20 protein-coding genes and 1 pseudogene are annotated in these 23,063 nt (G+C 70.2%); 13 read left to right on the forward strand and 8 right to left on the reverse strand.

Annotated elements, in window-relative coordinates:
* Nucleotides 1-261, forward strand: a pseudogene (locus AB0M56_RS25985) (IS630 family transposase); the annotation flags it as partial.
* A 14-nt stretch (nucleotides 262-275) separates the two neighbouring features.
* On the opposite strand, the gene pssA reads toward AB0M56_RS25985, so the two are convergent.
* Together pssA and AB0M56_RS25995 are read right to left on the reverse strand one after the other, a co-directional pair.
* Nucleotides 276-1,274 (reverse strand): CDP-diacylglycerol--serine O-phosphatidyltransferase, encoded by a 999-nt coding sequence (gene pssA / locus AB0M56_RS25990; RefSeq protein WP_364180222.1) that lies wholly within the window; start codon nucleotides 1,272-1,274, stop codon nucleotides 276-278.
* A gap of 4 nt (nucleotides 1,275-1,278) precedes the next feature.
* Entirely contained in the window at nucleotides 1,279-1,992 is a 714-nt protein-coding gene (locus AB0M56_RS25995; protein ID WP_364180223.1) for a phosphatidylserine decarboxylase, read from the reverse strand.
* A 250-nt stretch (nucleotides 1,993-2,242) separates the two neighbouring features.
* On the opposite strand from AB0M56_RS25995, the gene AB0M56_RS26000 reads away from it, so the two are divergent.
* Complete coding sequence (locus AB0M56_RS26000) at nucleotides 2,243-2,419, forward strand: hypothetical protein (RefSeq protein ID WP_354875250.1); 177 nt, start codon at nucleotides 2,243-2,245, stop codon at nucleotides 2,417-2,419.
* A gap of 48 nt (nucleotides 2,420-2,467) precedes the next feature.
* On the opposite strand, the gene AB0M56_RS26005 is transcribed toward AB0M56_RS26000, so the two are convergent.
* On the reverse strand, nucleotides 2,468-2,788 hold the full coding sequence (locus tag AB0M56_RS26005) for a GlsB/YeaQ/YmgE family stress response membrane protein (RefSeq protein ID WP_354875252.1): 321 nt from the start codon (nucleotides 2,786-2,788) through the stop codon (nucleotides 2,468-2,470).
* Nucleotides 2,789-2,864: 76 nt separating this feature from the next.
* On the opposite strand from AB0M56_RS26005, the gene AB0M56_RS26010 reads away from it, so the two are divergent.
* Both AB0M56_RS26010 and AB0M56_RS26015 read left to right on the forward strand, forming a co-directional pair.
* A complete protein-coding gene (locus AB0M56_RS26010) occupies nucleotides 2,865-3,431 on the forward strand; it encodes a helix-turn-helix domain-containing protein (RefSeq protein WP_364180224.1) in 567 nt (188 codons plus the stop codon).
* 944 nt (nucleotides 3,432-4,375) lie between these two features.
* Complete coding sequence (locus AB0M56_RS26015) at nucleotides 4,376-5,689, forward strand: MFS transporter (RefSeq protein ID WP_364180226.1); 1,314 nt, start codon at nucleotides 4,376-4,378, stop codon at nucleotides 5,687-5,689.
* On the opposite strand, the gene glp is transcribed toward AB0M56_RS26015, so the two are convergent.
* Nucleotides 5,604-6,809 (reverse strand): gephyrin-like molybdotransferase Glp, encoded by a 1,206-nt coding sequence (gene glp, locus AB0M56_RS26020; RefSeq protein ID WP_364180228.1) that lies wholly within the window; start codon nucleotides 6,807-6,809, stop codon nucleotides 5,604-5,606. The genes AB0M56_RS26015 and glp overlap by 86 nt on opposite strands.
* A 75-nt stretch (nucleotides 6,810-6,884) precedes the next feature.
* Between glp and AB0M56_RS26025 the strand changes: the two genes are divergently transcribed.
* The 7 genes from AB0M56_RS26025 (at nucleotide 6,885) to groL (ending at nucleotide 15,050) form a co-directional block, all read left to right on the forward strand.
* Nucleotides 6,885-7,562 carry a TIGR00266 family protein gene (locus AB0M56_RS26025; protein ID WP_364180230.1) on the forward strand — a complete coding sequence of 226 codons (678 nt, stop codon included), beginning with the start codon at nucleotides 6,885-6,887 and terminating at the stop codon, nucleotides 7,560-7,562.
* Nucleotide 7,563: 1 nt separating this feature from the next.
* Nucleotides 7,564-8,187 carry an AIM24 family protein gene (locus tag AB0M56_RS26030; RefSeq protein ID WP_364180232.1) on the forward strand — a complete coding sequence of 208 codons (624 nt, stop codon included), beginning with the start codon at nucleotides 7,564-7,566 and terminating at the stop codon, nucleotides 8,185-8,187.
* A gap of 101 nt (nucleotides 8,188-8,288) precedes the next feature.
* Nucleotides 8,289-8,495 carry a cold-shock protein gene (locus AB0M56_RS26035; protein ID WP_204093028.1) on the forward strand — a complete coding sequence of 69 codons (207 nt, stop codon included), beginning with the start codon at nucleotides 8,289-8,291 and terminating at the stop codon, nucleotides 8,493-8,495.
* A gap of 69 nt (nucleotides 8,496-8,564) precedes the next feature.
* Entirely contained in the window at nucleotides 8,565-10,358 is a 1,794-nt protein-coding gene (locus AB0M56_RS26040) for a serine/threonine-protein kinase (protein WP_364180233.1), read from the forward strand.
* 87 nt (nucleotides 10,359-10,445) lie between these two features.
* Nucleotides 10,446-12,245, forward strand: a complete 1,800-nt coding sequence (locus AB0M56_RS26045; RefSeq protein ID WP_364180235.1) for an alkyl sulfatase dimerization domain-containing protein — start codon at nucleotides 10,446-10,448, stop codon at nucleotides 12,243-12,245.
* Nucleotides 12,246-12,597: 352 nt separating this feature from the next.
* The gene (locus AB0M56_RS26050) at nucleotides 12,598-13,110 is read left to right on the forward strand and encodes an ATP-binding protein (protein WP_364180237.1); all 513 of its coding nucleotides are present in this window, start codon (nucleotides 12,598-12,600) and stop codon (nucleotides 13,108-13,110) included.
* A gap of 311 nt (nucleotides 13,111-13,421) precedes the next feature.
* Nucleotides 13,422-15,050, forward strand: a complete 1,629-nt coding sequence (gene groL, locus AB0M56_RS26055) for a chaperonin GroEL (RefSeq protein ID WP_326566586.1) — start codon at nucleotides 13,422-13,424, stop codon at nucleotides 15,048-15,050.
* 578 nt (nucleotides 15,051-15,628) lie between these two features.
* Here groL and AB0M56_RS26060 read toward each other — a convergent pair.
* Both AB0M56_RS26060 and AB0M56_RS26065 read right to left on the reverse strand, forming a co-directional pair.
* The gene (locus AB0M56_RS26060; RefSeq protein WP_364180239.1) at nucleotides 15,629-15,859 is read right to left on the reverse strand and encodes a PspC domain-containing protein; all 231 of its coding nucleotides are present in this window, start codon (nucleotides 15,857-15,859) and stop codon (nucleotides 15,629-15,631) included.
* Nucleotides 15,860-16,062: 203 nt separating this feature from the next.
* Nucleotides 16,063-16,998: an o-succinylbenzoate synthase gene (locus AB0M56_RS26065; protein WP_364180241.1), complete on the reverse strand. Its 936-nt coding sequence runs from the start codon at nucleotides 16,996-16,998 to the stop codon at nucleotides 16,063-16,065.
* Between the two features lie 66 nt (nucleotides 16,999-17,064).
* On the opposite strand from AB0M56_RS26065, the gene AB0M56_RS26070 reads away from it, so the two are divergent.
* Entirely contained in the window at nucleotides 17,065-19,527 is a 2,463-nt protein-coding gene (locus tag AB0M56_RS26070; RefSeq protein ID WP_364180243.1) for a BTAD domain-containing putative transcriptional regulator, read from the forward strand.
* Nucleotides 19,508-19,810, forward strand: coding sequence for a hypothetical protein (locus AB0M56_RS26075; protein ID WP_364180245.1), 303 nt, complete (start codon nucleotides 19,508-19,510; stop codon nucleotides 19,808-19,810). Before AB0M56_RS26070 ends, AB0M56_RS26075 begins: the two co-directional genes overlap by 20 nt.
* An 884-nt stretch (nucleotides 19,811-20,694) precedes the next feature.
* Here AB0M56_RS26075 and AB0M56_RS26080 read toward each other — a convergent pair.
* Both AB0M56_RS26080 and AB0M56_RS26085 read right to left on the reverse strand, forming a co-directional pair.
* Nucleotides 20,695-21,540, reverse strand: a complete 846-nt coding sequence (locus tag AB0M56_RS26080) for a DUF72 domain-containing protein (protein WP_364180247.1) — start codon at nucleotides 21,538-21,540, stop codon at nucleotides 20,695-20,697.
* Nucleotides 21,541-21,795: 255 nt separating this feature from the next.
* Nucleotides 21,796-22,557: a DUF4253 domain-containing protein gene (locus AB0M56_RS26085; protein ID WP_364180249.1), complete on the reverse strand. Its 762-nt coding sequence runs from the start codon at nucleotides 22,555-22,557 to the stop codon at nucleotides 21,796-21,798.
* Between the last annotated feature and the right edge of the window lie 506 nt (nucleotides 22,558-23,063).

Here is a 23,063-nt window from a genome sequence, read left to right on the forward strand (position 1 = left end):
CTCGCGGCGAACCCGCGAATCCACGTCCATTTCACCCCGACCTCAGGCTCCTGGCTCAACCTGGTCGAGGTCTGGTTCGGCATCATCGAACGCCACACCATCCGCCGCGGCAGCTTCCGCTCCGTCCACGACCTCAACGCCAAGATCCGCGCCTTCATCGACGGCTGGAACGAACGCTGCCACCCCTTCATCTGGACCAAAACCGCCGACGAGATCCTCAAGAAATCCAACCGTCAGACCACTTCAAACACAGACCACTAGGTCGGTCGCGGGCCTCAGCGGCGCCGGATCCCGATCCGCCGCCAGCTGCGGCGGCGCTGGTTCGGGCCGGAAGTCGAGCTCGAGCTCGAGTTGCCGGTGCCCGAGTGGTCCCGGTCCCGCAACGCCCGCGTTGCCCGCACGAAGTCCGAGCTGTTGCGCGGCAGCCGCACCGCGCGCATCGCCGCGCCCGCGACGCGGCGAGACGCCGGGCGCAGCCGCAGACGCCGCTGCGAACGCGCACGGCGGATGGCGCGGCGTTCGCGCGGCGGGACCGTCCACGCCTCGGGGTGCGCGGCGAGCCAACGGTTCCGGTACACCGCGTACGGGATGTGCAGCAGGTACAGCACCAGCGCGATGGCCAGCGCCACCAACGGGAACTGGATGATCGCGGCGGCCAGCAGGCCGACGCCCACCAGCAGCGGCGCGATGGCCCTGGCAGGCACCTTGACGGTCTTCAGCGACAACGTCGGGATGCGGCTGATCAGCAGCGCGGCGACGGCGATCGTCCAGACGATCACCACGTACTGCTCGGACCACCAGCCCTCGCCCCACTGCAGCGTCGCGATGAGCGGCAGCATGGCGACGAGGCCGCCGGCCGGCGCGGGCACGCCGACGAAGAACTCCCCCGCGTACGGCGGCTTGTCGGTGACGTCGAGCAGGGTGTTGAAGCGCGCGAGGCGCAGGATCATGCAGACGGCGAAGATCAGTGAAGCCACCCAGCCGATGCGGTCGCCGTGCGACTGCCACACGTACAGCACCAGCGCCGGCGCCACGCCGAACGAGATGCCGTCGGACAGCGAGTCGAGCTCGGCGCCCATCTTCGACGTCGCGTCGAGCAGGCGCGCGATGCGCCCGTCGAGGCTGTCGAGCACCGCCGCGATGCCGATGGCCGCGATGGCCATGGCGTAGTTGCCCGTGAGCGCGAACTGCACGGACGACAGCCCGGCGCACAGCGCCAGCACCGTGATGGCGTTCGGCAGCAGCCGAATGCTCGGGGTGGTCACGCGGACCATGAGATCAGCCTTCTGCCAGTGCCGGGAGTTCGGCGATCACCGTCTCGCCGCCGACCGTGCGCTGGCCCTTCTCGACGAGCACGCGGCTGCCGGGCGGCAGATAGAGGTCGACACGGGAGCCGAACCGGATGATGCCGTAGGTGGCACCCGCGGCCACCTTGTCGCCCTCGTGGATCTCGCACAGGATTCGGCGCGCGACGAGGCCGGCGATCTGCACGACGACGAGCTCGTGGCCGTCGACGGTGCGCATGAGCACGGAGTTGCGCTCGTTGTCCTCGCTCGCCTTGTCCAGGTCCGCGGAGAGGAACTTGCCCGGCCGGTAGGCCACCTTCTCGATGACGCCGGGGGCCGGGATCCGCTGGACGTGCACGTCGAACACCGACAGGAACACGCTCACGCGCATCCGCGGCTCGGCGGGCAGCTCCAGCTCAGGCGGCGGCACGGCCTCCTCGATGAGCGACACCAGACCGTCGGCCGAGGCCACCGCGATGTTGTCCCGCTGCGGCGCGACGCGGGCGGGCTCGCGGAAGAACGCGGCGGTGGCCGCGGTCGCGAGCGCGCCGACCAGACCGAGGCGCTTGGAGAACCGGCGCAGCACCAGCGTTGCCGCCAGCCCGCCGAACACGAACGGGCGTCCGGCGGGGTGCATCGGCGGGATGGTCTCCCGCGCGAGCTGCACTGCGTGCGTGAGGGGATTGCCGGTGGGCTTGCCGCTCATGGATCGGTTCCCCGCTGTTCGTTGCGTTCGGAGGGAGAGGACGGGTTTCACGTCCGATTTGGGAATCACCACGCTACCGCCCGTCGGCGGACGGACACGTCCAGGGCCGGTGGCGGCTCCCCCGCAAGGGTTTCCCCGACGCGGGTGGGCGTGCCCACAAACCGGTAACGACTGATCGAATTCCTCGACAACTCTCAGTAGTACCCGCCGTTCGGGAGCCGTGCCCGGGCCTGAGTCCGCCGAGGAAGCGATGTCCGTACCCGATCCGCTCACCGAGCTGCTGTGCGCCTGGCGACGAGAGATCTCCGCCGCGCCCATGCCTGTGCTGGTGGACACGGCGCACGCTGTGCGCGTGGTCCGGGAGGCGATCCGGGCGGGCCGGGTGCATGCGTCCCCCGACGACGCATGCACCCGGACGCGGAACTGATCAGTTTAGGCGGTTTCCGGGGGTTACTGACGGTTCGTGTGTAAACCGTTACCGGTAGTTGTCTCGCCGGTAGTTGTCGTGCGGATAGTCGTCGCGCCGGGACCGCCGGCCGATCGAGCTGACCAGCCGCAGCACCGCCAGCAGGACGATCGCGCCCAGGATCGCGACGCCGAAGCTCGGGAAGTCGAACTCGAAGCGCTGCTGCTCACCCGTCGCCAGCCGGTAGATGAAGCCGCCGAGCGCCGCCCCGAGCACCCCGACGAGCACGCTGACCAGGCACCCCTGCCGGCGCCGGTCCGGCCCGCCGACGACCAGGTTCGCGAGCCAGCCGACCAGCGCACCGAAGACGATCCAGGTGAAGAAGCCCATGCGGGTGAGGATACCTGGGACGCGGTTCCACAAGGGGTGTTGTGCAATGCTGGTTGTGCAACTACTCTTGTGGATTGTGTCTGATCCCGTTGACGTCCAGCAGATCCGCGACTCCCACGTGCTGGCCGCGATGTCCCACCCTCTGCGCCGGCGCCTCCTCGACGTCCTGAAGCTCGACGGCCCAGCCACCGCGTCGATGCTGGCCGAACGCACGACCTCCGCCGTCGGCAACATCTCGCACCACCTGAAGGTCCTCTCGGCCGCCGGCCTGGTCGAAGAGGCCCCCGAACTCGCCCGCGACCGCCGCGAACGCTGGTGGCGCCGCCCTTCCCGAAGCCTGTCCTGGTCCACTTCGGACTTCGTCGGCGATCCCGTGGGCGACGCGGCCGAGGTCGTCGCGCTCGACCGGCAGGCTTCGCTGTCCCGCTCGTGGCTCTCGGACCTGGAAACGGAACCCCCCAAGTGGCGCGACGCCTGGTTCACCAACGAAACCTGGGCGCGCTTGTCTCCTGCGGAGGTGATGGAGCTGAGCTCCCGCATCCTGGCCTTGTTCGCCGAGTACACCGACCGCCCCGCCCCTGACGACTCCGCCGAGCGCCGCCCGGTCTTCCTTTTCGCCCGAGGCTTTCCTGCGCAACCGTGATCGGTGTTGTGTCGGTGTGTTTTTTGTTGCGGGGTCGGGTTTTCTGTTGTTGTCCACAACTCGGGGTTCGCTGTGGACAACTCGGCTTCGGAGATCGTTTTGTCGATGGGGGGCGGTAGACTGGCCAAGGGCCGCTCCCCCGAGGATGGGTGGGGGCTTTCCCAAGGTGAGTTACTGGGGGCATAAGCGGCTCGGCCGCGATTTCGCTCGAAAAGCTTCGTCAGTTGGGCGAAGCCGATTGGTGATGGCGCAAAACCCCTTCGGGCTGGCAAAGCCGTTCGGGCTGGTGGAACCGCTTCGGGTACGCAACATCGGTCGGGCGGGCGAAGCCCGTTGGGGAGCAAAGCCGATGGCTCCGGCGAGGCGCTGCGGGCACCCCAAGCTGCGCGGGCGGGCAAAGCCGCTTGCTCGGGCGAGGCCCGTCGAATACGCCAAGCGGCGCAGGCGGGCAAAGGCGGTCGCGCCATGGACGCCCTTCGGGTACGCCAAACCGCGCGCAGGCGGGCAAGGCGCGTGCAACAGCGAGGCCCTTCGAGTACGCGAAGCTGCGCGGGCGGGCAAAGCCGCTTGCTCCAGCGAGGCCCTTCGAGTACCGAATGCCGCGGGCGGGCAAAGCCGCTTGCTCCGGCGGCCCCCGGGCACTCACGCTCCCACCAGCGAACTCCTTTGGATGGGCAAACCTGAAAGGGCAAGGCCATTCGGGCCGACGGCGCATTTCGGGTCCGCAAAGCCGCTCGCGCGCAAGACCCTTCTGCCGCGCAAAGTCGCTCGGCCCAGCAAAGCCCTTCGACCCAGCAAAGCCCTTCAGGCAGACAAAGCCGCCGAAGCGAGCAACACCCTGCAGGCACGCAAATACCGCCCATCCGCACAAAACCCTCGGCGACCAACCGAATCCACACCAAGCAGCAAAAGGTCCGCAACCGCCCGAACCACCCCGATAACCCATGACTGACGCGAAAATGACCACAGCCCTACGGCGAGACCGCAACTTCCGCCTCATCTGGACCGGCGAGACGATCAGCACCCTCGGCAGCGCAGTCGCCGGCACGTCGTTGCCGCTCGTCGCGTTGCTGGTCCTGCACGCCTCGACGTTCGAGGTGGCGCTGCTGACCGCGGTCGCGTGGGTGCCGTGGTTGGTGGTGGGGCTGCCGGCCGGGGCTTGGGTGAACCGGTGGCGCAAATGGCGCGTGATGGTGACCTGCAACGTGGTGTCGATGGTGGCGTTCGCGGCCGTCCCGGTCGGGTACGTGGCCGGGTGGCTCACGGTGCCGTACCTGCTGTGCGCGGCGCTGGTCGGCGGGTTCGCGAAGGTGTTCTTCTCGCTGGCCTACCGCAGTTACGTGCCGGTGATCGTGACCAAAGCGCAGTTGCTCGAGGCCAACGTGAAGCTCCAGGGCAGCGAGTCCGCCGCGCAGGTGGGTGGGCCCGGGCTGGCGGGGCTGCTCGCGGCCGTCGCGGGATCTGTCACCGGGGTGCTGGCCGACGCTGTGAGTTTCGGAATTTCTGTGCTGTGCCTGTGTTCCGTGCGGGCGAAGGAAACCCCGAAGCCCCGTGGCAGGCAACGCCTGCGCACCGAGATCGCCGAGGGTATCGGCTTCATCGCGCGCGACCGGTACCTGCGGTCCCTCATCGGAGCCGCCGCCGTCGCGAACCTCGCGCTCGACGGGTACGCCGCCATTCAGGTCGTGTTCCTCGTCCGCGACCTGGGCACCGGGCCGGGAGCCGTGGGGGTGGTCCTGGCAATCGCGGAAGTCGGCGGTGTCGCCGGCGCGCCGTTGGCCGCGCGGCTGGGCAAGCGCGTCGGGGCGGCGCGCGCGTTCCTGCTCTGCGAAGCGCTGGCCGCGCCGGCGATGCTGCTCGGGCCGTTTGCCACCCCGGGCGCCGGGCTCACGGTGTTCGTGCTGTCCGGGATGGGCGTCGCCGCCGGGATCGTCGGGTCGAACGTGCTCGTCGGTACCTTCCGCCAGACCTACTGCCCACCCGAGCTCTTCGGCCGCATCACCGCGAGCTCCGCCGTCGTCAACTACGGCACCATCCCGCTGGGCGCGTTCCTCGGCGGTGTCCTCGGCGAAGCGCTGGGTGTGCGCGAGACGATGCTCATCATGGCCGGCGTCCAGCTCGCCTCTCTGGTGATCCTCCTCAGGAGCCCGCTGCGCCGCGACAGGGACTTCCCTACAGCAGCAGCACGTCCACTTCAGTCCCTTCAGCCACCTCACCAACCCCCTCCGGCAGCACGATCAGGCAGTTCGCCTGGGTGAACGCCGCCAGCAGGTGTGAGCCCGGCCCGCCCCGCGGTCCGACGACGCCGGTCACCTCACCCTCGGTGGGCGTGTAGAAGCCACGGCGGAACTGACGTCGCGAGCTGGGTGAGGTCATGGCCTCCGAGAGCCGCGCGCGCACCCGGCGGCGGTCGACGTCGGTGTGGCCCATGGCCGACAGCAAGGCCGGCCGCAGGAAGGCCTCGAACGACACCAGCACGCTCACCGGGTTGCCCGGCAGCGTCACCACCGGCACGCCGTTCCAGTGGCCGCAGCCCTGCGGCCCGCCGGGCTGGATGGCGATCTTCTGGAACCGCACACCCTGGCCCGTCAGCGCGTCCTTGACCACCTCGTACGCGCCGGCGCTGACGCCGCCCGAAGTGATCAGCAAGTCGGCGTCCGCGAGCTTCGGCTCGATGATCTTGCGGAATTCCTCGACGTCGTCCACCACGCTGCGCACCACGGCGACGTGGCAGCCCAGCTCGCGCAGCGCGGCGGCGAGCATCACGCTGTTGGACTCGTAGATCTGCCCGTGCCGCAACGGGTTCGGCGCCTCGACGAGCTCCGTGCCGGTCGACACCACGAGCACGGACAGCGGCCGGTGCACGGCGAGCTCGGCCAGGCCGACGGCCGCCGCGAGGCCCAGCTGCGAGTGGCCGAGCACGGTGCCGGCGCGCAGGGCCACCACGCCGTGCTCCACGTCCTCGCCGGTACGCCGCACATGGTCGCCCGAGGTCGCGGCCTTGGCGATCCGCACGTCGACAGTGCCGCCGTCGGTGTCCTCCACCATCACGATCGCGTCGGCCCCCGGCGGCAACGGCGCGCCTGTCATGATCCGGTGCGCGGTGCCCGGCTCCAGCGTCGCGACGTCCACGCGCCCGGCGGGGATGTCGTCGGCCACGGGCAGCGTCACGGGCGACTCGGCCCCGGCGCCCGCGACGTCGGCCGCGCGCACGGCGTAGCCGTCCATCGCGGAGTTGTCGAACGGCGGCAGTGACACCCCCGCGTGCACGTCCTCGGCCAGGACGAACCCGGCGGCTTCGGCGAGGGGCAGGGTCGTCACGGGCGTGCGGCCGAGCAGTTCGGTCACGGTCTCGCGGTAGGCATCGACGGAGATCACGCGGACCATCCTCCCCCTCGCGCGCGGGCGTGCAACACTCTCCCGCGGCAAGAGTCGGGGATCAGGGGAGTTCTGATGCAAGTACGAGTCCGCCACCAGCCGTCGTTCGCGGTTGCGCGGCTGGAGCTGGCGCAGGGCGAACCGGTGCAGGTCGAGTCGGGCGCGATGATGGCGACGAGCTACGGCGTGACCGTCCAGTCGCAGGCCAACGGCGGGATCATGAAGGGCCTCGGCCGCGCGTTCCTCGGCGGCGAGTCGTTTTTCATCTCCACCTACACCGCACCCCAGAACGGCGGCTGGGTCGACGTCGCGGCCAACCTGCCCGGCGACATCCAGGTCGTGACCCTCGACGGCCAGACCGGCTGGTGCGTCACGCGCGGCTCCTGGCTCGCCTCGTCGCACGGCGTGAAGACGGAGACGCGCTGGGGAGGTATGAAGAACCTGGTCGGAGGTGAAGGCGGCTTCCTGTCGCACGCCACCGGCCAGGGCCAGGTGCTGGTCTCGTGTTACGGCGCCCTCGACGTCATCACGCTGCAGCCGGGCGAGGCGATCACCGTCGACACCGGTCACGTGGTGGCCTACGCCGACACCGTCCAGTACCAGCTCCGCAAGGTCGCGCAGGGCGTGATCCAGTCGATGAAGAGTGGTGAAGGCTTCGTGTTCGACTTCGCCGGCCCAGGCCAGATCCTCACGCAGACGCGCAACCCGTCTTCGCTGATCAGCTGGATCCTTTCGCACGTCCCCTCCCGCTGACATGCGCGTACACACGAGGCACACCCCGAACTTCGGCGTCGCGCGAGTGCACCTCGCGCCAGGCGAGGCCGTGCAGTCGGCGTCGGACACGATGCTGGCCACCAGCTTCGGCGTGCGTGAAGGCGCTCCGCCGTCGGCGCGGGGCGGCGCGCGCAAGCCCGGCGTTTCCGTGTTCACCGCGCCCGTCGAGGGCGGTTGGGTCGACCTCGCCCCGCTCGGGCCCGGCGACGTCTACCCGCTGGAGCTCACGGGCAATACCGGCTGGTCGGTGCACCGCGACGCCGTGCTCGCGCGGCCGTCTTCCGTGCGTCACGACCAGACGTGGGCGCCGTTGCAGCAGCTCTTCGGCGCCGACGCCGGGTTCCTCGACCACTACAGCGGCACCGGTCCACTCGTGCTCACCGCGCCGGGACCCGTCGACTCGTTCGAGCTGTCGGCCGGTGAGCTGGTCACCGTGCGGCCGGACTACGTGCTGGCCTACCCGGACACGCTGCAGTGCCGGCTGCGCGCCGTGGACCCGAGCGGCCCGCAGTCGCTGCGCACCGGCGAAGGTCTGGTCCTCGATTTCGCCGGACCGGGCACCGTTCTCGTGCAAGCGCGTAACAGGCGGGTTTCCCGGGGCTGACGAATCTGCGAATCAACCATTGCCGAAGGGCGTAATTCCGGTAGCGTGAACTGCACTTCCAGCCGCTACGGACAGCGGATCTTGTCCTGAGGGAGGGCGCCGTGGCTGTCGGCACCGTCAAATGGTTCAACTCGGAAAAGGGCTACGGGTTCATCGAATCCGCCGAAGGGCCTGATGTGTTCGTCCACTATTCGGCGATCCAGGCCGAAGGATTCCGGACGCTCGACGAAGGGGACCGGGTCGAGTTCGAGGTCCAGTCCGGCCGCGACGGCCGCAGTCAGGCCGCGGACGTCCGCAAGGTCTCCTGATTCCGGGGTAGCCGACCGGTTGGGCGAACCGCCCATCGCTGCGGAATGCAGGGCGTTAAGCTGCGCAGCGTGACAGGCGATGTGTCGGGGGACCTCACCGGTCGCCGGCTGGGCAACTACCGCATCGACTCGGTGCTCGGCAAGGGCGGCATGAGCGTGACCTACCAGGCCACCGACGTGCGGCTCGGCCGGAAGGTGGCGCTGAAGGTCATCGGCGACCACCTGGGCACCGACGCCGAGTTCCGCGAGCGGTTCGTGGACGAAGCCCGCAACACGTCCGCGATCGACCACGCCAACATCGTGCCCCTGTACGACTTCGGCGAGCTCGAAGGCATGCTCTACATCGCCATGCGCATGGTCGACGGCGGCGACCTCGCCGGGCTGATCTCTTCGGGCCCGATCGCGCCCGCGCGCGCCCTGGCGCTGCTCGACCAGGTCGCCGACGCGCTGGACACCCTGCACAACCGCGGCCTCGTGCACCTCGACGTGAAGCCCGCCAACGTGCTCGTCACCAGCAAGGAAACCTCCCGCGAGCACGTCTACGTCGCCGACTTCGGCCTCACCCGCCGCGGCGCCACCGGCCACCGCACGCGCGGCGGCGACTTCCTGGGCTCCCCGACCTACGCCGCGCCCGAGCACCTGCGCGGCGAGCCCCTCGACGGGCGCACCGACCAGTACGCCCTCACGTGCGTGCTCTACGCGTGCCTCACCGGCACCCCGCCGTTCAAGGGCGACGTGCCGACGGTGATCAAGGGCCACCTCAACGGCGAGCCGCCCTCGGTTTCGCGAGTGGTCGCGCTGCCGGCCGCCGTCGACGACGTGATCCGCAAGGGCATGGCGAAGAACCCCGCCGACCGGTACCCGAACTGCGTGGCGATGATCGCCGCCGCCCGCGTGGCGCTGGGACCGCTCGCGACGTCGGACACGCCGCCGGGGCCGCCGGGTTCGGGCGGGGCCGGGATACAGAACGGACTGGCCGGGTTGGGTGCTCTCGGTGGTCCGGGTGCGGCCGGTGGTCAGGCCGGCCAGGGCAGTCAGGGTGCTCCCGGTCCTCAGGGGGAGGGAGCCGGCATGCTGCCCTTCGGACAGCAACCGGGATACGGCCAAGGCGGCCCGCAGAGTCCCGGTGGGCCTGGTGGTCAGGGTGGTCAGAGTGGTCAGGCGAACGACCCGGCGCACGGCGCCCAGTGGTCGGGACCCGGCGGCCAGGGCGGTCCCGGCGGACCTGGTGTCCCAGGTGGACCAGGCCAAACCGGACCCGGTGGCCAGGGCACACCCGGCCAAGGTGGACTCGGGCAAGGTGGACCCGGCGACGGAAACCCGTGGGGCGGCCCCGGCGGCTGGTCCGGCGCCCCGCAGAACCCCGGTCAGCCCCACGGCGCCCCGCCGCAAAGCCCACCGCCCGGCTACGGCTACCCCGGCCTGCCGCCGCAAGGACATCAAGTACCGCAAGGATATCCGGGCCAGCACGGTCACCCGGGACAACCCGGCCCACCGCCCGGCTACGGCAACTACCCCAACCAGCAACAGGGTTACCCCGGCATGCACCCGGGTTACGGCCCGCCCGGCGACCCGATGCGGCTGCGTCCGCCGTCGCCCGCCGGTGGCGCCGGTGCGTTCCAGCAGTCGCGCAGCGGCGGTGGCCGGAAGTGGCTGTGGATCGGCCTCGGGATCGTCGTGCTCGCCGGCCTGATCGTCGGCGCGATCTTGCTCTTCGGCGGCGACGACAGCGGCGGCGGCACGACCACCCCCACGACCGCGCCGAACATCCCCGTCGGCCCCGGCGGACCCAGCGGTTCGCAGTCCGGCTCGCCGTCGCTCAAGCCGCCGCCCGCGTCGATCCCCATCCAGCCGAGCCGCTGACCCGCGATCTCATCTCCGGCAGGTGACCACCTCGAATCCCGGCTGTGTTCGACTCCCGGGACACGCCGGAGGTCGAGGGGGCCAGCCATGGATTTCGGTGACCGGCAGGACTTCGAGGATGCCGCCCGCGGGCTCGTCGCGACGCTCGACCCCGTCACGATCACCGGCGCCGACGGCCGCGCGGTGTTCGACTTGCGCCCGTACGCCTACCTCGACGGCGACTGCCCGGACACGGTGAACCCCAGCCTGTGGCGGCAGGCGCAGCTGTGCCGCACCAACGGGCTGTACGAGGTGACCACCGGCATCTACCAGGTCCGCGGCTTCGACATCTCCAACATGACGCTCGTCGAAGGCGGGCGCGGCGTGATCGTGATCGACCCGCTGATCTCCGAGGAATGCGCGGCGGCCGCGATCGCCCTCTACCGCGCCCATCGCGGTGACCGGCCCGTCACCGCCGTCATCTACACCCACTCACACGTCGACCACTTCGGCGGCGTGCTGGGCGTGCTGCCCGGCGGCGCGGGTGACGTCCCGATCCTCGCCCCGGCGGGCTTCCTCGAAAACGCCGTGGCGGAGAACGTGTACGCGGGCACGGCGATGAGCCGCCGCGCCACCTACATGTACGGCATCACCCTCGACGTGAGCACCACCGGCCAGGTCAGCGGCGGGCTCGGCATCGCCACGTCGACGGGCCGGCCCGGGCTGCTCGCGCCCACCGTCGACATCACCGCGACCGGGCAGCAAGAGGTACTCGACGGCGTCCGCGTCGTCTTCCAGCTCACGCCGGGCACCGAGGCACCGGCCGAGATGAACTTCCACTTCCCGGACCACCGCGCCCTGTGCCTGGCCGAGAACGCCACGCACAACCTGCACAACCTCCTGACGCTGCGCGGCGCTCTGGTCCGCGACCCGCGCGTCTGGGCCCACTACCTGGACGAGGCGGTCGAGCTCTTCGGCGCCCGCACCGACGTGGCGTTCGCCTCGCACCACTGGCCCACCTGGGACACCGCCCGCGTGGTGAAGTTCCTTTCACAGCAACGAGATCTCTACGCGTACTTGCACGACCAGACCCTGCGCCTGCTCAACCAGGGCGCCACCGGCATCGAGATCGCCGAGGCCTTCACGCTGCCGCCGGCACTGGAGAACGCGTGGCACGCGCGGGGTTACTACGGCTCGGTCAGCCACAACGTCAAGGCGATCTACCAGCGTTACCTCGGCTGGTTCGACGGCCACCCCACGTCGCTGTGGCAGCACCCGCCGCAGGCGCTGGCCACGCGCTACGTGGACGTCCTCGGCGGGGTGCCCGCCGTCCTCGGCAAGGCTCAGGAGTACGCGGACGCCGGCGACCTCCGCTTCGCCGCCGAACTGCTCAAGCACGCCGTGTTCGCCGACCCGGACAGCTCCGTCGCCAAGAACGCGCTGGCCGAGGTCTACCAGCGCCTCGGCTACGGCGCCGAGAACCCGACCTGGCGCAACTTCTACCTCGTGGGCGCGCTCGAGCTCCGCAAGGGCATCACCCCGCCGCCTCTCGACATCGGCAGCGGCATGACGGCGGCGCTCACGGTCGAGCAGCTCTTCGACTCCCTCGCCATCCGCGTCGACGGTCCCCGCGCCGCCGCCGACCCGCTCACCATCGAGTGGCGCTTCACCGACCTCGCCACCACGATCCGCACCACCCTGTCCAACGGGGCGCTGATCCAGACCGCGAACCCGACGTCCGCCGCGGACGTCGACCTGACCCTCACGTTGACCAAGGAACAGCTGCTCGGCCTCCTGTCCGGCGGCGACCCGGCTGACCTCGACCACACCGGCGACCCCGCGGTCCTCGGGCGCCTGCTCGCCCTCCTGGACTCGGACGACCCGGGCTTCGCCATCGTCACGCCCTGACAAGCGTGATCACTGACCTGCGGCAAGCACAGGGCAGATATCCGTCCCCACAGGATCGGCTGTCCGCTATGGTCAAGGCATGTGCTGCTGCGCACCCACGACGACAACCGCCGCTTAGCGGCGGTACCGCGGTTGCTGCAACCGCGGCCATTGCCTGCCCCCTCGCGCGGGGCAGCGCCATGACGTACCGCCGGATCAGTGTCCTGCCGGCAGTCACTCGTATTCCTGTGATGCCGGGTCATCCTGCCTGATCAGGGAAGTCATGTCTCAGTCGCAGCGCTTCGATTCACAGCACCCGCACACAGCCGGACCCAGCACTGCACAGCACCTGCGTGCCGCCACCCTGCTCCTGATGGTCGGGCTCCCCGGTGCTGGGAAAACCACCCGTGCCAAAGAGCTCGCCGCAACCCGGCGGGCGCTGCGGCTGACCCCGGATCACTGGATGATCCCGCTGTTCGGCGATTCGATGGCCGACGGCAAGCGCTGGGTGCTCGAAGGGCGGCTCATCTCGGTCGCCCTTCAGGCGCTGCGGCTGGGGACCAGCGTCGTACTCGACTTCGGGCTCTGGAGCCGCGATGAACGGTCGGCACTGCGCTGGCTGGCCCGGTCGGTCGGGGCGTCATGCCAGGTGGTCTACCTGCCCGTGGACAAGGACGTCCAGCTCGCCCGGATCGTGCACCGCCAGGAAACGACACCGCATCAGACGTTCCCGATGAGCGAGGCCGACCTGGGTGCGTGGCGAGAGCAGTTCCAGGTGCCTGACGCCGCCGAACTCGACGGCGGCGAGATTCCCACCGCACCGGCGGGCTGGCCGAGCTGGCTGGAGTGGGCGGCAGACAAATGGCCCTCGTGCACCGATAGCTGACCCGGACGGCCCGCCAACTCGACGACCATCGCCGATGGTGACCTTGACGAGCGAGATCAGCCGCCACTGACCTGCGGTTCTTGCACTCTCACCGTGGGAGTGCTAAACACGGCATTGGCACTCGACGCCGTTGAGTGCCAAGCACGCGGTCACCGACTGCGCGCTTGAAGGTCGGGACGGTGAGGCTGGCCCAGGTCAGTCGTCCGTCGCGGGCACCGAGCCTGGCCGAGGACGTGTCCTGCTGCCGCCGCTGACAGTCGTTTGACGACACAGCGCGGCGGTGGCGCCCAATACCGGAGGACCACACCGCAATGGCCAAACTGATCGCGTTCGACGAGGACGCCCGCCGCGGTCTCGAGCGCGGCCTGAACACCCTCGCCGAAGCCGTCAAGGTGACGCTCGGCCCGCGTGGCCGCAACGTCGTGCTCGAAAAGAAGTGGGGCGCGCCGACGATCACCAACGACGGTGTCTCCATCGCCAAGGAGATCGAGCTCGAGGACCCGTGGGAGAAGATCGGGGCCGAGCTCGTCAAGGAAGTTGCCAAGAAGACCGACGACGTCGCGGGTGACGGCACCACCACCGCCACCGTGCTCGCCCAGGCGCTCGTGCGCGAGGGCCTGCGCAACGTCGCCGCGGGTGCCGACCCGATCAGCCTGAAGCGCGGCATCGAGGCGGCCGTCGAGGCCATCACCGAGCAGCTGCACAAGATGGCCGTCCAGATCGAGACCAAGGAGCAGATCGCTGCTACCGCCTCGATTTCGGCCGCTGACCGCACCATCGGCGAGCTGATCGCCGAGGCGCTGGACAAGGTCGGCAAGGAAGGCGTCGTCACCGTCGAGGAGAGCAACACCTTCGGCCTCGAGCTCGAGCTCACCGAGGGCATGCGCTTCGACAAGGGCTACGTGTCGGGCTACTTCGTGACCGACCCGGAGCGCCAGGAAGCCGAGCTGGAGGACCCCTACATCCTCCTCTTCGGTTCCAAGATCTCGAACGTCAAGGACGTTCTGCCGCTGCTGGAGAAGGTCATCCAGTCCGGCAAGCCGCTGCTGATCATCGCCGAGGACGTCGAGGGCGAAGCCCTGGCCACCCTGGTCGTCAACAAGATCCGCGGCACCTTCAAGTCCGTCGCCGTCAAGGCCCCGGGCTTCGGTGACCGCCGCAAGGCCATCCTGCAGGACATCGCGATCCTGTCCGGTGGCCAGGTGATCTCGGAGGACGTCGGCCTCAAGCTGGAGAACGCGGACCTGTCGCTGCTGGGCCGCGCCCGCAAGGCCGTGATCACGCGCGACGAGACCACGATCGTCGAGGGTGCGGGCGACGCCGACCAGATCCAGGGTCGCGTCAACCAGATCCGCGCGGAGATCGAGAACTCGGACTCCGACTACGACCGTGAGAAGCTGCAGGAGCGCCTCGCGAAGCTGGCCGGCGGCGTCGCCGTCATCAAGGCCGGTGCCGCGACGGAGGTCGAGCTCAAGGAGCGCAAGCACCGCATCGAGGACGCGGTGCGCAACGCCAAGGCCGCCGTGGAAGAGGGCATCGTCGCCGGTGGTGGCGTGGCTCTGATCCAGGCCGCCGAGGCTGCCTTCGCGGGCCTGAAGCTCGAGGGCGACGAGGCCACTGGTGCCAACATCGTCAAGGTCGCCGTCGAGGCTCCGCTCAAGCAGATCGCCATCAACGCCGGCCTCGAGGGCGGCGTCGTGGCGGAGAAGGTCAAGTCCCTCCCGCAGGGCCACGGCCTCAACGCCGCCACCGGTGTCTACGAGGACCTGCTCGCCGCCGGCGTGCCGGACCCCACGAAGGTCACCCGCTCCGCGCTCCAGAACGCCGCCTCCATCGCGGCGCTGTTCCTGACCACCGAGGCTGTCGTCGCGGACAAGCCGGAGAAGGCTTCCGCCGCTCCGGCCGACCCGTCCGGCGGCATGGGTGGCATGGACTTCTGAGTTCGGCTGCTGTTCGACGCTAGATCCGGAAAAGCCCGGTCCACTTCGGTGGGCCGGGCTTTTCCCTTTGTCGGCCACGGTTTCGTGCCTGCGGTCGGGCTTCGGCGGCTTCGATCGGTGCCGGTCCTGCGGCGCGATGTAGCGGTCGGCTGTGGGCATGGGCGTTGGTCTGGCTGGTGCCTGTGGCGTGTGAGCCGTTCCGATGTGCGCGTCGGCCCGTGTGGTGTTGCGGGTGGGCGCGGGTTTGACTGCCGTGGGTCGGTTGCGGGTGGTGGCGGTGAGGCAGTCGGCCGGCGGAGGTCGGTCGTCGTCGGTGCCGATGTGCGGGTTACCTGGCATTGTGTGGGTGCGAGATCGGCCGGTATCGATCGGGTCGTCGGCGGCAGTGACACGCAAGCCGGCGAGGCGAGTCGGTTCGTGTCGTCTGGTGTTCGGCCGGCCGGCCGGCGCATTCGCGCGTCTCGTCCGATGTGGACATACGAAAAGACCCGGGCGCTCCCCACGCCCGGGTCTTGCCGTCCCCCTTGGTTGTGCCACCCCGTTCCCCCAGTGCCGCGGCCCTCCCCGGCCGCGGTGGGTCAGGCGGCTTCGGTCGGCTGGGTCGCTTCGGGCGTCAGCACGGCAGCGGCGACGTAAACCGGCAACATGATCCCGGCCGACAGCACCGTCGCGGCCACGACCGCGATGCGGACCATCGTCGGGTCGACGCCGAGGTAGTCGGCCCAACCCCCGCACACCCCGGTCAACATCCGGTCGGTGCGGCTGCGGAAGAGCTTCTTGGTTTCCGGGGTGTACACGCTGTTCGTCATGCCATGAATACTCCGCCGCGCGGCCCCTCGGCACATCGGGGAACGGCCCGGAGGCCGACCCTGGACTCCGACCCTGAGGTGAGGTCAGGGAAATTCGCGTGCGCACCAAGGCCCGCCGCCGCGCCGGTGCGTCTCCGCTGGCGGAGGAGCCGGACCAGGAGTGGGCGGGGGCCCGTGCTCACCCGGGCCGGTGGCGCTGAAGGTCAGCGCAGCGCGCGCACCCGGTCCAACCGCGCCAGCCAGGCCTCGGTGACGTCCGGCGCTGCGGCGAATTCCTCGAACCGATCCGGCACCGGTGCCTGCGGCAGGACCGGGAGGTAACCGTCTACAGGGGACAGCGACGTCGTGCTGACGTCGCCGTTCAGCAGGGACATCGTGCCCAGGCCGCAGGCGAAGTCGAGCTGCGGGAGGGCGCCCGCGAGGGCCAGGCCGGCGGCGAGGCCCACGCTGGTCTCCACGGCGGACGACACGACGCACGGCAGCCCGCACGCCTCGGCCACCTCCAGCGCGCGCCGCACGCCGCCGAGGGGGGCGACCTTCAGCACGGCGATGTCGGCGGCCCCGGCGACAGCGACCTTCAGCGGGTCCTCGGCGCGGCGGATCGACTCGTCGGCGGCGATGCGCACGGACACGCGGCGCCGGACGGCGGCCAGCTCGTCGATGGTGCGGCACGGCTGTTCGGCGTACTCAAGGCCGCCGGCCGCCTTGTCGAGGGCGGCGAGCGCGGTGACGGCGGTGTCGACGTCCCAGGCCGTGTTGGCGTCGACGCGGATGGCGCCGGCCGGGCCGAGGGCGTCGCGGACGGCTTCGAGGCGGGCGCAGTCGTCGGCGAGCGTGGAGCGCTTGTCGGCGACCTTCACCTTCGCCGTGCGGCAGCCGGAGGCGCGGACCAGCGCGTGGGCGCGGTCCGGCGGCACGACGGGGACGGTCGTGTTGACCTCGACACGTTCGCGCACCGCGGCGGGCCAGCCCTGCTCGCTCGCCTCCAGGGCGCTCGCCAGCCACGGCACGCTCTCGGCGTCCGAATAGTCCGCGAACGGGCAGAATTCACCCCACCCGGCGGGTCCTTCGAGCAGGACGCCTTCACGGACGGTGATGTCCCGGAACCGGTTGTGCAGGGGCAGCGCGTAGACCTTCATCACCGCAGATCATGCCACTGGCGAAGTCACGTGCCGATCGGGCGGCGACCGGCCAGAATGAGACGTGTGGACGGCCTCGACTTCCGGGTGCTCGGCCCGGCCGAGGTCGTGGCCGGGGGCCGAGCCGTGCCGCTCGGCGGGAGCCGCCCGCTGATCGTGCTCGCCGGGCTGCTGCTGCGCGCCAACCGCGTGGTGTCCGTGGACGAGCTCGGCCGCTGGCTGTGGGACGACGACCAGCGCCGTTCGAAGGGCGCCCTTCAGACGTACGTGCTGAGGCTGCGGCGCGCGCTGGGCCCGGGTGTTGCGATTCGCACAGAGCGTGGTGGTTATCTGCTGGAGCTTGATCCGTTGGCAACGGATCTTGGTCGTTTTCGCACACTCGCCGCCCGGGGGAGGGCAGCTTTCGAACAAGGCGAACACCGTCGTGCCGCGGGGTTGTTCGCCGACGCACTCGCGGAGTGGCGCGGGCCGGCGCTGCAGAACGTCGAGTCCGACGCCCTGCACCGCGATGAGGCCGGCCAGCTCGCCGAGGAACGCATCCGGGTGCGCGAGCTGTGGGCCGACGCGCTGATCGCCGTCGGCGAGTTCGGCACCGTCGTGCCGGAGCTGACGCGGCTGACCCGGGAACACCCGTTACGGGAACGGCTGCACGAGCAGCTCGTGCTCGCGTTGTTCCATTCCGGACGGCAGGCCGAGGCGTTGGAGGTGTACCGGCGGATCAGCGCGGTGCTCGCCGAGGAGCTGGGCCTCGATCCCGGCGCCGGCCTGCAGCGCGTGCACCGGCTCGTGCTGGGTGGGGCGCCTTATCAGCCGGCGGTGGAGCCGCAGGTGCCGCACCAGTTGCCGGCCGACCTCGGCGCTTTTGCCGGTCGTGAGGCGGATTTGAAGGCGCTGCGTGCTTTGCTTCCGGCGGAGGACAGCACGTCGACGCCCATCGCCTCCGTGGAAGGCATGGGTGGCATGGGGAAAACCACGCTGTCCGTACACTTCGCACACGAGATAGCGGATGCGTTCCCGGGTGGACAGGTGTTCCTGAACCTGCGCGGGTACGGCCCTGGCGAGCCGGTGGAACCGTTGTCGGCGCTGGAAACTTTACTGTCGGCGCTGGGTGTCCCCGGTGACCAGATGCCGGCCGATGTGGACGGTCGCGCCGCGACGTGGCGCACGCACACGGCGGGGCGGCGGCTGCTCGTGGTGCTGGACAACGCCAATAGCACCGATCAGGTGCGGCCGCTGCTGCCGGGGCCGGGCTGCCTGGTCGTGGTGACGAGCCGCTGGCAGCTGCGCGGCCTCGTCGCGACGCACGGCGCGCGCCGGATCGCGCTCGAGGAGCTGGACGAGGCGGGCGCCGTCGAGCTGCTGGCCTCGGCGATCGGCGTCGACCGGGTCAACGCGGATCCTGGTGCCACGTCACGCTTTGTGGAGTACTGCGGTGGGCTGCCGCTGGCGATCCGGATCCTGGCCGTGCGGGCGGCGCAGTTCCCGGACTACCCGCTGGGTTCCTTTGTGGACGCGCTGGACGCCGAGCCTGACCGGCTCGGGTTGTTCGACCTCGGTGATGGCGAGGAGACGAACATCCGCTCGGTGTTCTCCTACTCGTACCGGGCGTTGCCGCCGGATGCCGCGCGGTTGTTGCGGCTACTGGGCCTGCCTTCGGGCCCGGATGCGACGCCCGCCGTCGCCGCGGTGCTGCTGGGGTCGCCGCCGGGGTTCGCTCTGGACGCCCTGGTGTCCGCGCACCTCCTTACTCAGCCGCAGCCGGGGCGCTACCAGTTCCACGATCTGATTCGGGCGTACGCGGCAGAGCTCGCGTACCATGTGGACAGTTCGGAGGAGACGTCGGCGGCGCGGTTGCGACTGTTGGATTTCTACCTTTCTTCGGCGTTGAACGCTTCGCGAGCGATGCGGCCCGAGCGGATCTACGGGTCGCTGGAGTTGCGTGTGGACGGTGGCCTCGAGTTCGCCGACTACCACGCCGGGCTGGCGTGGTTCGCCGCGGAGTACGGGAACCTCGTCGCGGCAGTGCACCTGGCGTTCCGGCTGCGGGAATACGCGCATTGCTGGAAGCTCACTTGGCTGATGTTCACCTACTTCGCCGGCCGTGCGGGCGCCGACGACTGGCGGGCGCTCAACGAGCTGGCCCTCCGGGGCACGAGGCTGTCCGGCGATCGGGTTGGCGAGGCCGGGATCCTCAACTGTCTCGGCGTGATCGACGGGGTCGTGCGCGATTACGCGTCGGCGCGGCGGTACCTCGAGCAGGCGCTGGTGCTGCAACGCGAGCTCGGCTCGCGCGAGGGCGAGGCGCGGGCGCTGTACAACCTGGCCATGGCGGCCGATTCGTCGGCCGACTTCCCCGCGGCGCTCCGCCCACGGCACGCGGGCGCTGGAGATCGTGCGGGACCTGCGGATGACCGGCTTCGAGGCCAACGTGCTGCGCGCGCTGGGGGATTTGTGCTGCCGGTTCGGGGATTTCCCGCGAGCCCTGGCTTTGGCAGACGAGGCCTTGGCCTTGTCGCCTTCTCCTCGTGACGGCCGCTTCTCCCTGACCACCCGCGCCAAAGCCCTCCTCGGCGTGGGCCGGTCGGCTGAGGGCATCGAGTGCATGTCGGACGCCGTGGACATGTTCTTCGCGATGGACGAGCACTACGAAGCCGCCGACGTCCTGTCCCAACTCGGCACGGCCCACCTGCGCCTCGGCCACCCCGCCGCCGCCCGCGACTGCTGGCTCCGCTCGGTCCACCTCCTCACCGACCTCGCCCACCCCGACGCGGCCGACGTCCGGGCCAAACTGGCGGCGATGGTTTCGGGGTGAGGTGTCGGCTGTGGCTGGCTTGTTGTTCGGTGTGGTGGGATGCCGGTCGTTCGTGTGCTGCTGGGGTCGTAGGTCGCGCGGAGTTGGCGGCGATGGTTTCGGGGTGAGTTGTCGGCTGTGGCTGGGGTGTCGTTCGGTGTGGTGGGATGCCGGTCGCTCCTGTGCTGCTGGGGTTGTAGGTCACGTGGAGCTGGCGGCGATGTCTCGGGGTGAGTTGTCGGCTGTGGTTGGCGTGCCGGTCGGTGCGGCGGGATGCCATCCGCTCGCGCCAGGCCGCGGCCGACGTGCACCCGAACTTGGCCGAGTTGCTTCGGAGCGAGCGTCTGGGCTTGCCATTGAGTGTGGCGAGATGCCACGTGCTCCTGGCGTCGCCGCGGCAGACGTCTGGGCGGAGCTGGCGGTGGTGGTCTCGGGGCGAGCTGCCGGTGGCGGCCGGCTTGCCATTTGGTGCGGCGTGGTGCCACTCGCTCCCATGCCGCCGTCCGGCGTTCATGCGAAGTTGGCCGGGATGTATCGCGGTGAGCGGCGAGCGTGCCGTTCGATGTGGCGAGATGCCGCCGGTGCAGGCGATGTGCCGGTCAGCGGGGAATGTTGCTGTGGGGTTTGGCAAATTGCGACCGGGCTTGGCGACTGCCGCTGGTTTGTCAGGCGGTGGGAGTTGCCGCGGTGTCTGGCATGTTGCCGGGGGCATTGGCGCTTGCCAGGGCTTGCCGTGGATTGACGGTTCGGGTTGCGAGTTGCCGGATCATGGTGGGGATTGCCGTGGGGAGTGGCAAGTTGCCAGGGGCACGTGGTGCGGTGGTCTGCGTGCCGACCCCCAGAGACAGCAGGCAGACCACCTGCACCCGTACGCCTCAGCCAACCGGATGGCGCTCACTGTGCGCTCACTGTGCCGGTGGCGGCTTGAGGTGCAGGAGGTTCGAGAGGGTGATGGCGTTGCGGGGAGCTTCGACTTTGACGTCGTTGTCGAAGTAGACGTGGACGTCGCGGTGGCCGTCGGTGTGCCAGGCGGTGATCTTGGTGGCCCAGGCGCGCAGGGCGGAATCGGTGTAGCCGCTGGTGTAGAGCTCGACGTCGCCGTGGAGGCGGACGTAGGTGAAGTCCGTGGTCTGGTCCTCGCGGTACGGCCAGCGGCCTGCGGTGTCGGCGACGACGAGGGCGACGTCGTGTTTTCGCAGCAGGTCGAGGGCTTCCGGCGTGACGAAGCTGGGGTGGCGGACTTCGAGCGCGTGCCGGATGGGCCGGTTCTTGCCGGGTTCGAGGTGGGGCGGGGTCTTGAGCTTGTCGTCGTGCTTCGCGCCGAGCGCGGCGGCTTCGGTGGTGGTGCGGGGCAGCAGGCCGAGAAAGGTCTCGACGCGGTCGGGGTCGAACTCCAGCCGCGCGGGCAGCTGCCACAGGACCGGGCCCAGTTTTGCGCCGAGCGCGAGCACGCCGGAGGCGAAGAAGTTGGCGACGGCGGGCTCGACGTCACGCAGCTGCTTGAGGTGCGTGATGAAGCGCCCGCCCTTCACGGCGAACACGAAATCGGCTGGGGTCTGGTCGACCCAGGCGCGGTAGCGGTCGGGAGTTTGCAACGAATAGAACGACCCATTGAGCTCCACGGAGTTCAGCCGCCGCGACAGGTACTCCAGCTCGCGGCGCTGCGCCAGCCCCTCGGGGTAGAACTCGCGGCGCCACGGCGGGTACCGCCACCCTGACGTCCCGATCCGAATCCCGGCGATCTCCCTCACCGCCTTCCTCCGCGGCGTGATTCCCCTCGGCAGATTCCGGTAAACCCGCCCGCGCAACCGCCGCCCGGACACCCGCACCGGACTTCGGGACAGCCGACCCAACCGAGAGGACATCTGTCTCACGTCCTGTCTTGCTCAGTGTGGTGGAAAGTGCGGTGGACCGCCTCGCCCCGCCGCCGGGAAACGACGGCGACGTTGGGTGCGCCGGCCGGGCCTCGGGGACCAGGAGGCCCGGCCGGCGCGGGTGGGGTGGTGTCAGGCCCACGAGAAGGTCCACAGGCGGGTCTGCACGAGGCCGCTGGCGTACTCGCGAAGGGTGCCGGGCTGGGAGAGGTACGTGGGGAGGCTGAAGGCGCGATGCTCGGCCGCCACGGTGAGGGCGCGGGCCTGCGTCCGCGGCGGGGCGGAGACGGACAGCGTGAGGGAGTCGAAGCCCAGGGAAAGCAGGGTGGCGCCGAAGCGGTCTTCCCAGCTGCGCAGGACGGCGGAGAGCTCGGCGACCTGATCGGTGGACTTGATCATGCCCGTCCAGCCGAGGAGGGCGGGGATGTCGGCCGGGCGGTCGGTCTGGACCAGGCCGAGGCGGTGGGCGCTGCGGTTGGCCAGGATGGAGCCGGTGTTGCCCGCCTCGGCGAGGGGGTCGGCGCGGCGGTGCGAGCGGCGCGCGAGGCCGGGGAAGCGGGCGCCGAAGGGGCGCAGGCACGCGCCGTCGCAGCACGAGGTGTCCCACCAGCGCGCGAGGGCGTCGGCGGGGTCCACGGAGTCGACGCGGTGGCCCGCCGGGGCGAGGCGGCCGCGGTCGTCGAGCCAGTCTTCCCCGCGTGCGGCGAACCGCTGGTCGTGCGGGATGAGCACGGGCCAGAGCCCGGAGCGCTCGAACTCCGCGACGCACTCCAGGTACCGGTGCGGCCGCGCGAGCGGCTCCTCGGACACCCAGATGCGCCCGTGCCACTGCCCGGGTGGCAACGTCTGGACCGGCGGTGCCCCGAGGCCGGGGCGGAACGGTGCGATCGTCATGAGCTTCCCCTCGAACTGGTGTTCGGTCCTGCATGTCGAACAGTAGTTCGAGGGACCGACAATTTCCAGGGAGAGTTTCGCTCATCCGTTCGAGTGAATGTGGAAAAGTGCAGGTCGGGGTGAGTCGCGAGGGGCTGCTGTGACCGATGAGGTCACTGCGGCAGATGGGTGACGCGAAAGTTCGATGTTCACCGGCGGCTAGGCGCTGTGAGGCACCGCGGCGCGGCGAGTGCGACGCGGTGCTGGCGCGTTCATCGCGGGTGGGGTGCGTGATGGCGAGCGGTGTGGGGCTTGGCGGGTGGGGTGCGCGGCGGTGAGGGGTGTGGGGCATGGCGGGTGGGGTGCGCGGCGGTGAGGGGTGTGGGGCATGGCAGGTGGGGTGCGCGATGGCGAGCGGTGTGGGGCTTGGCGGGTGGGGTGCGCGGCGGTGAGGGGTGTGGGACATGGCAGGTGGGGTGCGCGGCGGCGAGCGGTGTGGGCATGGCGAGTGGGGTGCGCGGCGCGGG

Source organism: Amycolatopsis sp. NPDC051372 (assembly GCF_040682095.1).
GTDB lineage: Bacteria > Actinomycetota > Actinomycetes > Mycobacteriales > Pseudonocardiaceae > Amycolatopsis.

Excerpts from the sequence above, each read along its gene's own strand:
- groL (WP_326566586.1), top strand. The coding sequence starts at position 13,422 with ATGGCCAAACTGATCGCGTTCGACGAGGACGCCCGCCGCGGTCTCGAG.
- AB0M56_RS26050 (WP_364180237.1), top strand. The coding sequence starts at position 12,598 with ATGGTCGGGCTCCCCGGTGCTGGGAAAACCACCCGTGCCAAAGAGCTC.
- pssA (WP_364180222.1), bottom strand. The coding sequence starts at position 1,274 with ATGGTCCGCGTGACCACCCCGAGCATTCGGCTGCTGCCGAACGCCATC.
- AB0M56_RS26030 (WP_364180232.1), top strand. The coding sequence starts at position 7,564 with ATGCGCGTACACACGAGGCACACCCCGAACTTCGGCGTCGCGCGAGTG.
- AB0M56_RS26060 (WP_364180239.1), bottom strand. The coding sequence starts at position 15,859 with ATGACGAACAGCGTGTACACCCCGGAAACCAAGAAGCTCTTCCGCAGC.
- AB0M56_RS26085 (WP_364180249.1), bottom strand. The coding sequence starts at position 22,557 with ATGACGATCGCACCGTTCCGCCCCGGCCTCGGGGCACCGCCGGTCCAG.
- AB0M56_RS25995 (WP_364180223.1), bottom strand. The coding sequence starts at position 1,992 with ATGAGCGGCAAGCCCACCGGCAATCCCCTCACGCACGCAGTGCAGCTC.
- AB0M56_RS26015 (WP_364180226.1), top strand. The coding sequence starts at position 4,376 with ATGACTGACGCGAAAATGACCACAGCCCTACGGCGAGACCGCAACTTC.
- AB0M56_RS26065 (WP_364180241.1), bottom strand. The coding sequence starts at position 16,998 with ATGAAGGTCTACGCGCTGCCCCTGCACAACCGGTTCCGGGACATCACC.
- AB0M56_RS26000 (WP_354875250.1), top strand. The coding sequence starts at position 2,243 with ATGTCCGTACCCGATCCGCTCACCGAGCTGCTGTGCGCCTGGCGACGA.
- AB0M56_RS26045 (WP_364180235.1), top strand. The coding sequence starts at position 10,446 with ATGGATTTCGGTGACCGGCAGGACTTCGAGGATGCCGCCCGCGGGCTC.
- AB0M56_RS26005 (WP_354875252.1), bottom strand. The coding sequence starts at position 2,788 with ATGGGCTTCTTCACCTGGATCGTCTTCGGTGCGCTGGTCGGCTGGCTC.
- AB0M56_RS26025 (WP_364180230.1), top strand. The coding sequence starts at position 6,885 with ATGCAAGTACGAGTCCGCCACCAGCCGTCGTTCGCGGTTGCGCGGCTG.